We start from the raw sequence: 13,185 nt of genomic DNA, 5'->3' as shown, positions 1-13,185 counted from the left end.
CGTGCAGGACACGGCCAAAAAGCGGGTGCCACGGATACTCGATCCGCAGTTCTCGATTTTTGTATGCGGAATGATTGCCGATTTGGCGATCTGGTGAAGCTGCTCTGGCATGATGGGGTCGGTATGTCGTTGTATGTGAAGCGGCTCGAGGCAGGCAAGTTCATCTGGCCTGTAAGTCAGGATGGAACGGCCGTTTCGATATCTGCGGCGCAGCTGGGCTATCTTCTCGAAGGCATCGATTGGCGCAATCCGCGCTGGACGCAAAGGCCTGCAAAGGCTGGATAATTCATCCTGAAACCCCTGTTTTTATTGGCGCTCCAGGGCATCTGTGGTAGTGCTTTGCCATGTCAGATACCGCTTCCGAGATCGCCAGATTACGCGCTGAACTGGCCGCGCAAACAGCCCGTGCGCAGGCCGCGGAACGCGATCTGGTGCAGGCGCGCGCCTTGGCATCCTGCACGGAAGCGATGGTCAAGGAGTTGAAGCTGGAGATCGCCAAGCTGCGCCGCGACAAATACGGCATATCGTCCGAGCGTCGTGCGCGGCTGATTGACCAACTGGAATTGCAGCTTGAGGAACTGGAAGCCGCCGCCACAGAGGATGCACTGGCCGCTGAACAGGCAGCGCAGGACGACAAGACCAGCTCCGTGCGCACCTTCACGCGGCGCAAACCCGTGCGCAAACCCTTTCCCGACCATTTGCCGCGCGAGCGTGTGGTGGTCGCGGCCCCGACCACCTGCACCTGCTGTGGCTCGGATCGCATTGTGAAGATGGGCGAGGATGTCACCGAGACGCTCGAGGTCATCCCACGGCAGTGGAAGGTGATCCAGACTGTGCGCGAGAAGTTCACTTGCCGGGCATGCGAGAAGATCAGCCAGCCACCAGCGCCCTTCCATGTCATCCCGCGCGGATGGGCCGGGCCGCAACTGATCGCGATGGTTGCTTTTGACAAATATGGTCAGCACCAGCCACTGAACCGGCAATCCGAGCGCATTGCACGCGAGGGCATCGATCTCAGCTTGTCCACCCTGGCTGATCTGATCGGTCATGCCTGCGTGGCGCTGGCTCCGATCCACGAATTGATCGAGCGCCATGTGCTGACCGCAGCGCGCCTGCACGGCGATGACACGACGGTGCCGCTTCTGGCGCGTGGTGGCACAAAGACAGCGCGGCTATGGACCTATGTGCGGGATGACCGACCGTGGGGTGGCCGCGCGCCACCTGCAGCCGTGTTCAAGTTCTCGCGGGATCGCCAGATGATCCACCCGAACAAGCATCTCGCTGGCTGGCAGGGTGTTCTGCAAGCCGATGCCTATAGCGGCTACAATGACCTCTATCTGGACGACCGCAGCCCCGGCCCTGCGCGCAGCGCACTCTGCTGGAGCCACGCACGGCGCAAGTTCTTCGAGCTGGCCGACATCGCCGGGAACGTGCGCAAGAACAAGCCTGCGCATGACATCTCGCCCGTCGCTCTGGAAGCCGTGAAACGGATCGACGCGATCTTCGATATCGAGCGTGATATCAATGGAATGGACGCGGCGGCCCGCCACGCCGTGCGGCAGGAGCGATCCCGACCGCTTATCGAGGCGCTGCACAACTGGCTGCTGGAAGAGCGTGCTCGAATGTCGAAACACAACAGCGTCGCAAAGGCCATCGACTATCTGATGCCGCCCAAGGGCGACCGATGGGATGCCTTCACCGCTTTCCTCGATGATGGACGTATCTGCCTGACCAACAATGCCGCCGAACGCGCGCTCAGAGGCATCGCATTGGGAAGAAAGTCGTGGCTTTTTGCGGGGTCTGAACGCGGCGGCGACAGGGCGGCCTTCATGTATACCCTGATCGTCACCTGCAAGATGAACGACATCGATCCCCAAGCCTGGATGGCAGACGTCCTGGCGCGCATGCCGGACATCACCGTGTCACGCTTGCCCGAACTGCTCCCGTGGAACTGGAAGGTCATGCAGAAAGCTGTCAAGGCCGCGTGACCGCGCCCTTCGCCGGATGCTTACCGATATACTCTTGCAGAATGCGACGTAACGCAGACGCGACAGACATTGCGTGCAGCGCCAGAATCAGCTTCTGGCGTTCCGATCACCTGCGCGTCGACCGCGCATTCGATGCCGACTGGCTGCGATCTGCTCCGGATGAGCAGGTTATAACCCCTGTCATCCCTCCGAAATCGAACCAGCGTAGAAAGCAATTTTGAGATGTTGGCCAAGGGCAGTCAATGCCAGTGCCAGCCCAACCTCGGATCGAGATGCTTCAGCAATGAGCAACTATCCGGACATGGCTGAACGGCTGGACGCCCTGCACCACGCCTTGGACAGGCCGGAGGATTGCCTGTTCGCCAGGCGCGAGTGACGAGTTCAACAGATCGACAAGGGGCCGGGCGGGTGAAAACACGACGGGACACGCGTGTGCCTCTTTCACAGCCAGCTGTTGCTCTCTTGAAAGAAATGGAGCAACAGCGGTCCGGTAAGTACGTATTCCCGTCACGGACCGGCTCGCCGATCACCGATATCAACGCGCCTTGGCGCTGGCTTCTCGAGAAAGCAGACCTGACGGATTTTCGCATTCATGATCTCCGTCACAGTTTTGCTTCTTTCCTAGTCAGCGACGGTGAGACCCTGGAGACCATTGGCCGACTCCTGGGTCACACACAGGCCCAGACGACGGCGCGTTATGCCCACCTGATGGACGACCCTCTGAAACGGGCTGTGGATAGGGCTGGCAAGATCGTATCTGGCGAGAGGTGAGGTCAGGTAGGAGCCGGGGGCTGGAGCAAAAGGTTCGAGGTTCAGCAGTTTTCTCGGAATGTGAGGGCGATGCGGAAGACCCGGACGCGGAGCAGGCCGATAACGTGGTGACGCTTGGGGTGGCGAGGTAACACGCCGCAAGGTGCGCGGTAACTTGCTTACCTTCGAAGCCAATCCTGCAATTTAGCTCTATCCAGGCATTTGCCCGCTCTGGACCTTTGTCGATACTGGCACGCTCGAAGCCCGTCGAGGCTCGAATGCGATCAGAACCATTCAAGCCATCGACAGGGTCCGCATTACGATTTCTTGTAGTAACCTGCCCGCACGGTTGCCCCGATCATGTTGACGAAAAGACGCGCCGCGGTGATCAGCGAGATCCTGTTGACATCGAGAGAAGGACAGATTTCCACTACGTCCATACCAACGACGCGTCCCTTGCCAACCAGCCCGTGGATCAGTTCGCGCGCCTGATTGAACGTCACGCCCCCAGGTGCCGGACCGGCCACCGCGGGCATAATCGTTGGATCGATGCCATCCGCGTCGATAGTAAGGTAGTATTGTCCGCCATCCGGGATACGGTCGAGAATCGCAGCCGTCCCCTTTTCTGCAAGCTCGTAGGCGGTGATCAGGTTTGCGCCATACGCTCGTGCCGCCTCGACATCGGCCGGCCGCGCGCTGCCTTGTGCCCGGATCCCGATCTGGAATATCTGGTCGACGTGCGCCATTTCAGATGCACGACGTATAGGGCTAGACAGTCCGTTCCGAACGCCGTTGACATCGTCGCGCCAGTCAACATGCGCGTCTATCTGCACGAGCGTGATGGGTCCGCGGCCCTCGTAGGCCTTCAGAACCGGGATGGGGATCGCATGGTCGCCACCGATGATGAGCGGCAAGGCACCCGCGGCGAGAATCTTCTCCACGGCCTGTTGACTGCGTAAGATATGTTCCTCGAAGTCGTGCATGTTGCCCGGAACATTGCCGCAATCGACCATGCGGATATCCTGATTGTCGAAGAGGGGACCGCCCAGATCGAAATCGTAGTGCTCGAGCGCCCTGACCGCGCGCTCGCTCACCTGACGAAGTTCATCCGGAGCCCGGCTCTGATCGTTGTTGACGAAGCGCATGTCGTAGGGTGAACCATGGGGAATCCCGAGAAACGCGATATCAGCCTCGAGTGCATCGAGATCCAGTGCGAGGTCAGAGAATAGGAATGTCTCGTGTCCCGCTTCCGGGCGCGTTGTCATGGGCAGTTTCATGGATGTTATCTCCTTCGTCTTTCCAAGTTCTATTATCGGGCTCAGCGACGTCCGCTGGCATCTCGTTGGCGCGTCGCGCCGTTTGGCGGAGGGTCTTCTGCAGCCTGAGTGGCGGCAAGCTCTTCGAGCGGGATGTGACATACGACGCGGTGGCCCGCCAGCCCCGTCTGGACCGGTGGTACGACTTCGTCGCACACATGACCGATCCGACGCGGACATCGACCGCTGAACGGACAACCCGTCGCTTCGCCACCTACGGGCGCATCCGACCGCAGTGCGATCCGGCTCCTCTCAGCAGTGCCTGGATCGGTGCGCGGAATGGCCGATAGCAATGCCTCTGTATAGGGATGAAAGGGCGGCGCAAGGACCTGCTCCGTAGTGCCGATCTCGACGATGTTTCCTGCATACATCACGGCTACCCTATCGCTGATATGGGCCACGACGGACAGATCGTGAGAGATGAAGAGATAGGAAAGACGTTCCTCTTCGCGCAGATCGGCGAGCACGTTGAGCACCGTTGCCTGCACCGAGACGTCAAGAGCAGAGGTCGGCTCATCGCAGAGAATGAACCGCGGGCGGGTTGCCAAGGCCCGAGCAATTCCGACGCGCTGGCGCTCACCGCCGGAGAGCTGATGTGGATACCTGTCATAAAAACTGCGCGGCAGCCCGACACGATCGAGCAGCGCTTCGACTTGTGAACGCATATCAGCGCGCCGCACGGTCGAATGCAACATGACCGCGCGGGCGATTGCCGGCCCGATGGCACGCCTTGGATTGAGCGAGGAGTCCGGATTCTGGAATACCACCTGCGCCTTGCTGCGAAAGTCGCGTTCTTGCGAGAGCGTCGTCACATCTTGCCCCTGGAACAAGACCTTCCCTGAGTCGACCTCGATCAGGCGCACGATCGCCTGCCCGAGCGTCGACTTTCCGCTGCCGCTCTCTCCGACGAGGCCCAGCACCTCGCCTTCCATGATGTCCAGGGAAACGCCATTGATCGCGCGAACCACGCGACGGGGTTGGTAAGGAAGCGGTATACCGAAGCGTCTGCGCCAGATGGTCTTGCGTATAGCCGCCCCGCGAAAGGTCTTTCGGAGATCTTGTGCAACGAGCAGCGGTTTCGTGTCTGTCTCGTCATCCAGACGTTTGCGGCTGACACGCTGCCTGCGCTCGACCGGCCAAGGGAGATCCACGACCAAGTCGGCCTTCCAACAACGCACGGACTGACTTTCCTCCACCCGAACCAAGGCCTGCGGCTCCTCGCAGCGGGCTTCGGAGAAGGGGCAGCGGGGCCGGAATACGCAGCCTGCGCTTCGATCACCCGGCTGCGGCATTTGTCCGGGAATGGGGGCCAGAGAATGGCGTTCACGATTGGCCGCCAAGACGGGCAGCGACGCGAGAAGACCCTTGGTGTAAGGGTGGCGTGGCAGGGTAAGGACTTCGGTCTTGCGACCGATTTCGGCTATCCGGCCCGAATAGAGGACGCAGACGCGGTCCGCGATACGGTTCACCACGCCGAGATTGTGAGTAATGAACAGCATGCCGAGTCCACGCCGCCGCCGGATGTCGTCAAGCAGATCAAGTATTCTTGCTTCGATGGTGACATCGAGCGCCGTGGTAGGCTCGTCTAGAACGAGAAACTTGGGATCGCACATCAGGGCGCTGGCGATCAGCACGCGTTGCTGCATGCCCCCGCTCAACTGGTGAGGATAAAGCTCAAGAAGTTGTTCGGGTTCCTGCAATCCGACTTCGCCTAGGACATCGAGCGCGCGCCGCCGCGCCTTGCCTGGTGAGACCTTTCGGTGATGGATGAGACCTTCTGTGACCTGGCGGGCGACTGTCAGTCCTGGGTTCAGTGAAGTGAACGGGTCCTGAAAGACGATCCCTACCTCGACGCCCCGGCGACGCCGACGTTCCGCCTCAGGTGCCGAGATGACGTCCCGCCCAAGCAGTTCCGCGGTACCGGCAACCTGAGCCTCCGATCCGAGGAGGCCGGAAACGGCCATGGCAACAGTGCTCTTGCCGGAACCGGATTCGCCGACGATCGCAAGCGTCTCTCCGGCATCAACGTGAAAGTCCAAGTCCTCGATGGCACGAACCGGTCCCTCCCTGCCTTCGTAGCTTACGTTGAGGCCGCGAACCTCGAGCAGACGCGCGTTGCTGGGCCGGCCGCTCATGCGCCCCCCTTACTTTTAAGCCGAGGATCGAGCATCTCGCGCAGGCCGTCACCGAACAGATTGATGCCTACAACGGCAATGCACATCACGAAGCCAGGAGCCAGGGCAATCCAAGGGGCCTGATTGACGAAAGGCCGCGCCTCGGAAATCATCAAGCCCCAGTCCGAACTTGGAGGTTGCGCCCCCATGCCGAGGAAACTCAGGGCCGCTGCAAGCAGGATGGCAAAAGTAACCCTCAGGCTTGCTTCGACGATGATCATCGGCCACGCGTTGGGCAATATCTCCCGCGCAAGAATGTAGGCAAGCCCCTCGCCTCGCGCTCGGGCCGCCAGGATGTATTCCTCGTGGACGAGTTCCATGGTCCGAGAACGCACCAACCGAACGACTACGGGGACGTAGACGATGCCCACGGCGAGAATCGACTTCCATAACGACGGATCGGTGACGGCGAGGATCAGGAGGCCAAGCATGATGGGCGGAAAGGACATCAGCACGTCCATCGCGCGCATCAGCAAGCCGTCCAGGCGCCCACCGACGTAGCCCGCGATAAGTCCGAGCGGCACGCCAAAGAGAAATGTGATGAGTGTGGCGGCGAACCCCATCGCCAAGGAAAGCCGTCCACCGTGGAGCACCCGCGCAAAGACATCGCGCCCGTACTCGTCCGTCCCAAACCAGAAGACTGCATTTGGCGGAGAGAGGCGTTCGACGACGTTGATTTGTGTGGGCGAGTGCATCGTCACGATGGGTGCCAGGATGGCGAGAACGATCAGCAGGAGAACGATCCCACCACCGATCCTCAGCTTGCCGGGAATATGACGAAGCATGCGCCACCCGCGGCCGCTTGGCGCTTCGGCGATCTCATCCATAACGTATCCTTGGGTTGAAGAAGGCGTAGAGAAGGTCAGCCATGAGGTTGGCCAGACCATATATTGCCGCGATCAGTAAGATCGAAGCCTGGATCAGCGGCAGGTCCTGACGCTCGATCGCAAAGACAAGAAGTCGGCCGAGGCCAGGGTAGGAAAAGACCGTTTCGACAACAACGATGCCGCCAACCAACCAGCCAACATCTATGGCAAGAATCGTGATCGTGGGCAGTAGCGCGTTGCGGAGCGCATGTCCGAAAATGACGTCGCGCTCCGGCAAGCCCTTGGCTCTCGCGTTGCGAACGTAATTGCTTCGCATGGCTTCGATCATGCTTGAACGTGTCAGCCTGGAAACATGCGCGATGAGCGTGAAAGTAAGCGTCAGAGTTGGCAAGACGAGGTAGCTCGCCCAAGACATGAACCCGTCGGACATGTCGCCAATGCCGCCGGACGGGAACAGGCCGAGATAACGGGCGAAAACGATGATCATCACGATGCCCCAGAAGAACTCCGGAACCGAGATGCCGAGATAGGTAAAGGTCGAGATGGCCTGGTCGGTCGGTCGATTCTCCCGGATCGCCGAGATCACCCCGAACAGAATCCCGAAGATTGCCACAAGAACCAGAGACGCAACGGCGAGAACGGCCGACGCCGCGAGCGCATCGGCGATCAATGGCGCAACAGGCCTGTCCATGATGATGGATTGACCGAAATCCCCAATCAAAACACCGGATATCCAGCGCAGATACTGCACATATGCCGGGTCGTTCAAGCCAAGGCGATTCTCCACTGCGGCGATGACTTCGTCGCTTGCGAACTGTCCCGCGACTATCGAGGCCACGTTCCCAGGCAGGATCTGGGTGATGCCGAAGATCAGGATCGACATCACGAAGAGTATCCCCACAATCGCGAGTAGGCGGCGAAGAACATAGGCAAGCATCGCCAATAACTCCTGTTCGGATAAAAACGGCGCGCGCAGTTATGCGCGCGCCAGATGGCGCCAAGTCACTTCAGAGAGACGTTACGCAGGTCAAGCCACATCATCGGATGGGAGGAGAAGTCTTGAACTCGCGGCGAATAGGCGTTCGCGTGATTCATGACATAAGGGATCACGCCCGCAGGCTCTTCGACCGCGATCCGCTGGAACTCGCGATAGGCTTCGGCACGCTCCTCATCGCTTCTCGCACTGCGGGCAGCGTCGAGAACGGCGTCCATTTCTGGATTCTCGTAGTGCCAGAGCTGCGAATTCCACGAGCCCGAGGAGTGGTACCAGGGATAGATCGAGGTATCGAGGGTCGGGCGACTGTAGAATCCGTCAGTGAAGAAGCCTGCCTTGCCTTCGATCTCGGAGATGAAGCGGTCCCATGGAACTCGCTGGACCTCGACGTTGACATTGATCTGCGCCAGGGATTCAGCCACGGCGACACCCAGCCGCTCCCGAGTGGGGCGGCCCGCCGGCACATACAGCGTAACATCGAAGCCGTCCCCGAGCCCCGCCTCGGCGAGTAGCTCCTTCGCACCGTCCAAATCCGCCGGCTGGATATCAAGCGCGTCGTTGTAGAAGGGGTGGTTCGGCGGGATCATTGTGTTGGTCGGCGTGCCGGTCCCGAACAGCGCGACCTCGGTCAGGAACGTCTTGTCGAGCGCCATGGCGATCGCCTTGCGGACACGTTGGTCGTCGAAGGGCGGAACAGCCGCATTCATGATCACACCGTCCCACGTGGACGTTGGAATCGAGTCGATGATGATCTCATCATTACCTTCGTTCTCCATGACCATTTCGGGCGTGATGTCCCAAAGCAGGTGGACCTCACCCGTCTCGAGGGCTGCAATCTGGGCGGAGCGCTCCGGTATGATCTGCATCACGACACCATTGAGCTTTGGCTGACCATCGATGTAGTAATCATCGTTGCGCTCCAGCGTGACCCGGTTACCTGGCTGAAACGAAACGAAGCGGAAAGGACCTGTGCCAACCGGTTCGGTGGTAAGCTCCGAATCGAGTTCGGATGGCACAATACGAACATGCCTGTCGCCCAGGATATCTGGGAAGCCTGCATATGGCTCGTTCAGGACGAAGCGGATCGTATCGTCGTCGATAACATCAATGCTCTCGACGATCGCGAAGTTCACCCGCGCGGTCGAAGCCGTCTCCGGATCCATGACCCGCTCGATGGTGGCTTTAACGTCTTCAGCGTCGAACCTGCTGCCGTCATGGAACGTGACGTCGTCGCGTAACTCGAACGTCCACTCGGTGAGAGTCTCGTTGGCACTCCAGCTTTCGGCAAGATCTGGCAGAACCTCACCATCGGCAGTGATTTCCGTGAGCGCCGAAAAAACGAGGTTGTTGACGATATACTCTTCACCGATCTTGGTCCGTGCCGGGTCGAGCGTATTCAGATTTGACGGGATCGCAATTCGCAGCACGCCGTCTTCCTGGGCGAACGCAATCCCTGGTAATGGCAGCATCGCGACCACGAGGGCAGCCGTTTTCAAATGTCGCATTTTTCATTACTCCTGTTGGTTTTCGCGCCTTCAGCGGTCGCGAGTTGGTTTCTAGGAACTAGTCAGGTTTCGGAGCTTCTTCGGTCGAAGATCGCCCCAAGGAACTCGAGAATAAGGGTATTCGCGAGCAGGCAGGTGCGGCCATGATCGTCGACCATCGGGTTCACTTCGACGAGGTCAAAGCCCACGACGTTTCCACGGCGCGCAACCGAACGGAGGATCGATTTTACCTCGTGGTATAGCAGTCCGTCCGCGGTCGGTGACCCAGTGCCGGGCGCGATCGAGGGATCGAGCCCGTCAATGTCTATGGTGACGAAGACGTTGCCGAGCGGCGGCAAGAGTTCGGCTGCACGCTCGGCCCCGCGCTCACGGACTGTGTCGCGTGTGATAATCACCGAGCCTTCGGCCTCTGCATCGGCGACTTGGTCTTCACTCGTCCTGATGTCGCGGATACCGATCTGGGCCATGTTTCGCACGAAGGGCAGTTCCTTGGCGCGGCGCATCGGACTTGCATTGCCATACCGGACATTCCCAACCGCGTCCCTCCAATCCATGTGCGCGTCGATCTGGACTACATCGAGTTCGGGATACCTAGAAAACGCGCATATGTTCGGATAGGTGACCGAATGATCGCCCCCGACAAGGACCGGAAACGCGCCCCGATCCAGCAGCTTCTCGACGGCGGCAGTGATGTTCCCGCGGTTCGTATCGATATCGTAATACGCGATATCCACATCTCCACAATCGACCATGGTGACGCCGGAAAGATATTGACGCCGCTCGTTTACATCCCAATAGCCGCTTGGCCGGGGTCCACCCCATGCCGAATAGCGCAGCGACATGCTCCGCATTTCCTTCGGCCCGAACCGCGTGCCAGGCCTGAACCCGATTCCGCAATCGTACGGAATGCCCAGAAAGGCCACATCTGCCGCGACCAGATCCAGATCTTCGCAGACCGGCGACTTGAAGAAGGTTGACAGACCCACGCTCGGCAGGTTTGCAGTATATCGAGTTTCGGGCATCCGTATCTCTCCTTTTGGCGATCATCCGCGGTTTCTTATTCTTCCGGTGCTTCCGGAGGCTCGCGCCCCAGAACGCCGCTCCAGACTGACAATGACGCGAGACGCTCCTCGCGCCTGCGCACGCGGGTCATGACGTCAGGACCGATGCGACTCGCCATGGTGGCAGCCAGGATTTCCGCAGCTGCAAACGCGGGTGTCATCGTGTCGAAGAACGACGGAGAGTCCTTTGCGACAGGTATTACGACGCTTGACAGGGGGGCTATCCCCTCCACCTCGCTATCGGTGATCGAGACAATGGTTGCTCCGGCCTCTGCGGCGATCCCAACAGCGTCAACTGTGGTCTTGGCGTAAGGATTGAAGCTCGCGGCCAAAACGGCGTCGGCCGCAGTGATGTCAAACATGCTGTCGAAGTCGACGTCGCCTCGCGATCCACCGACGATTCTGCCGCCGGGCCAGAAATAGCCGAGTACATATGAAAAAATGAAACTCACCGGGTACGCGGAGCGCGCACCAACGCAGAATATGCGGTCAGCCGCCATCAGGAGATCTGAAGCTCGAGCAATCGCACGGCGGGCTTCTTCACTCGCGAGCGCAGCGGTATTTCCTGCGAGGCTCTGGGCAAGATCGCAAACCAGAGCCGGTTCGCCCTTTTCATCTCGTCGGCTCAGCATGCCCTGCGCCTTGCTACTGAACCAGTCCGGAGCGGCGCGGGCATCGTTCAAGTACACCGCGCGAAGGTCATCAAAGCCCGCAAAACCCACGCGCTGTGCCATGCGTGTCATCGTCGCCGCAGGCACGCCGGCGCGCCGCGCGAGGGCCCTCATTGAGAGGAGAACCACGTCTTGTGGGTGATCGAGAACGAAACGAGCCGCCAGCTGCATCTGCGCAGGCATCTCTCCGTAAGTCGCCTTGATCCGATTAGTCGCGTCCGCTCCAAGCATGAATCATTTGTATCTTTTTATACCCCAAAATGCAACACTTGATTCACCAAAGGTAAGGTGAACTCCGGGGACGATTGATCGACTCTGTTACTCTAACCGCCTGACGAAAGGACTTTTCCTTTCTTCGGCAAACAGCGCCCCACGGTCATCCGCGCCACTGTTCCGGCATTGACCTTGTACATGAGCGTCGCGCCCAAGAGGTAGTTGCCCTTCGATGGGTTCCACCGATCGGCCATTACCCGCCAGGGCTGTCACCTGCTTTCGATCAGTGACAGCGCCTCCTTCATCGCTTGTCGGTACTGCGCGCGATTGTAGATGTCGTTATGGCCAGCGCCGGTGATGAGCCGGTCCATGACCAGGTCGTCTGCGGCCCTTCGGACGGGTTCGGTTCTGCGCGGCGGGACGATGCTGTCCGCCTCGGCCGCGATCACTGCCACGGGCGCCGAAACCGACGCCAGGTCTGCGGCCACGTCCATGTGATGCCGCAGCAGGAGGCCGACGGGCAGCCACGGGTAGTGTTCACGTGCCAGGGCCGTGAGCGTGTCGAACGGGGTGACCAGTACCACTCCCCTGACCGGGCGCGACCGGGCAAGGTGTGTGGCCGGACCCGCGCCGAGGCTAAGCCCAACGGCCGTGATCCCGTCTGGCGCCAGCCTGGCGACGATCTCGTCGTGGATCTCCAGCGCGTCATCGAGCATCACGCGCGCGGTGGGCCTGCCGGTGCTGGGCGCGTAGCCGCGGTAGTGGAACGCGACGACGTGCCGATCGGGAAAAATCGAGTTCAGGTGAAGCGCCAGATCGTCCGCGTTCCACGCGTTCCCGCCGAAACCGAGGACGAGGCTTGCGCCCTCGGGCGATGGCCCTTCAGCCTGCAGAAGCACCCCGACCAGTTGCTCGTCGGACCCCACGCTGAGGGCGAGTCGCTCGGCCTTGGGCGGCAGGGGTGCACCCGGGCCCACCATCTCTCTCGGAAACAGCAGCTTGGCCTGAAAAAGCGCGACCATGGCGACCACCACGAGGTAAAGCGCCACGACACTTCCGGCGATCTTGAGAAACGAGAGCATACGCGACTGTCCCAAATCGACGCCCCCGCCGCAAGACCGCGTCGTCCGCCGCTCACGGTAGGGACGCGGGCGCGATACACCTTGCGATTGCGGTGCGTAATCTATTCACTGCCTCAAATGGTTCCGAGGGGTAGGCAGGGTCATTGGTCGCAAATTTCGCTGTTGGGGGTCAGACAATTCATTCCACGTGCAACGACACGTGGTTCCTTACCCTTTATCTCGCCCTCCTTGCGCGGCGCCGACAATATCAGCGAAGCAGATCAATCGATATTGTCGAGCACGAACATCAAGATTTGCAGAATGCCGCAGATGAACTCACATCTCGAGCCGTAGCCCAACCGAAGCGGCAAATGGCAGAACACCGAATGTGTTGATTGTCACTGAGAACTGACCCGGCAACTGCCAAAATTGTCACCGAGAACTGACCCATGTGCAACCTTGCCTCGGCGTGAATCAGCTGGGGATTACCGGAGTGTTAGACATGGGATTTTTGAGGATTATTCGGAAGTGTGCGTATTCCGGGATGATGCGCCCACCGATTCCGATTTGATGCGCCCACCCGTTCCGATTTGATGCGCCCACCGATTCCGGGGGATCCGCCCAC

Annotated in this window: 11 protein-coding genes; 3 read left to right on the top strand and 8 right to left on the bottom strand. The window is 60.0% G+C overall.

Annotated elements, in window-relative coordinates:
• The 3 genes from tnpB to ABIE57_RS19610 form a co-directional block, all read left to right on the top strand.
• Window positions 1–285 (top strand): IS66 family insertion sequence element accessory protein TnpB (tnpB, locus tag ABIE57_RS19620; protein ID WP_354540725.1); only part of this gene is annotated, 285 nt, incomplete at its 5' end.
• 59 nt (window positions 286–344) lie between these two features.
• Entirely contained in the window at window positions 345–1,988 is a 1,644-nt protein-coding gene (gene tnpC, locus ABIE57_RS19615) for an IS66 family transposase (protein ID WP_354540723.1), read from the top strand.
• A 408-nt stretch (window positions 1,989–2,396) separates the two neighbouring features.
• Window positions 2,397–2,759 carry a tyrosine-type recombinase/integrase gene (locus tag ABIE57_RS19610; RefSeq protein WP_354540722.1) on the top strand — a complete coding sequence of 121 codons (363 nt, stop codon included), beginning with the start codon at window positions 2,397–2,399 and terminating at the stop codon, window positions 2,757–2,759.
• Between the two features lie 296 nt (window positions 2,760–3,055).
• Here the strand turns inward: ABIE57_RS19610 and ABIE57_RS19605 are convergent, their stop codons facing one another.
• The 8 genes from ABIE57_RS19605 to ABIE57_RS19570 form a co-directional block, all read right to left on the bottom strand.
• Window positions 3,056–4,015: an agmatinase gene (locus ABIE57_RS19605; protein ID WP_354540720.1), complete on the bottom strand. Its 960-nt coding sequence runs from the start codon at window positions 4,013–4,015 to the stop codon at window positions 3,056–3,058.
• 41 nt (window positions 4,016–4,056) lie between these two features.
• Window positions 4,057–6,189, bottom strand: coding sequence for a dipeptide ABC transporter ATP-binding protein (locus ABIE57_RS19600; RefSeq protein WP_354540718.1), 2,133 nt, complete (start codon window positions 6,187–6,189; stop codon window positions 4,057–4,059).
• Window positions 6,186–7,055 carry an ABC transporter permease gene (locus tag ABIE57_RS19595; RefSeq protein WP_354540717.1) on the bottom strand — a complete coding sequence of 290 codons (870 nt, stop codon included), beginning with the start codon at window positions 7,053–7,055 and terminating at the stop codon, window positions 6,186–6,188. The genes ABIE57_RS19600 and ABIE57_RS19595 overlap by 4 nt, the downstream gene beginning before the upstream one ends.
• Window positions 7,048–7,992, bottom strand: a complete 945-nt coding sequence (locus tag ABIE57_RS19590) for an ABC transporter permease (protein ID WP_354540716.1) — start codon at window positions 7,990–7,992, stop codon at window positions 7,048–7,050. The genes ABIE57_RS19595 and ABIE57_RS19590 overlap by 8 nt, the downstream gene beginning before the upstream one ends.
• A 65-nt stretch (window positions 7,993–8,057) precedes the next feature.
• The gene (locus tag ABIE57_RS19585; protein WP_354540715.1) at window positions 8,058–9,554 is read right to left on the bottom strand and encodes an ABC transporter substrate-binding protein; all 1,497 of its coding nucleotides are present in this window, start codon (window positions 9,552–9,554) and stop codon (window positions 8,058–8,060) included.
• A gap of 62 nt (window positions 9,555–9,616) precedes the next feature.
• Window positions 9,617–10,576, bottom strand: a complete 960-nt coding sequence (gene speB / locus ABIE57_RS19580) for an agmatinase (RefSeq protein ID WP_354540714.1) — start codon at window positions 10,574–10,576, stop codon at window positions 9,617–9,619.
• A 35-nt stretch (window positions 10,577–10,611) separates the two neighbouring features.
• Window positions 10,612–11,517, bottom strand: coding sequence for a MurR/RpiR family transcriptional regulator (locus ABIE57_RS19575; protein ID WP_354540713.1), 906 nt, complete (start codon window positions 11,515–11,517; stop codon window positions 10,612–10,614).
• 251 nt (window positions 11,518–11,768) lie between these two features.
• Window positions 11,769–12,581: an alpha/beta hydrolase gene (locus ABIE57_RS19570; RefSeq protein WP_354540712.1), complete on the bottom strand. Its 813-nt coding sequence runs from the start codon at window positions 12,579–12,581 to the stop codon at window positions 11,769–11,771.
• Window positions 12,582–13,185 lie beyond the last annotated feature (604 nt).

The sequence above is a fragment of the Roseovarius sp. MBR-6 genome (assembly GCF_040547525.1).
Taxonomy (GTDB): domain Bacteria; phylum Pseudomonadota; class Alphaproteobacteria; order Rhodobacterales; family Rhodobacteraceae; genus Roseovarius.
This window is presented reverse-complemented; position numbering and strand designations above follow the sequence as displayed.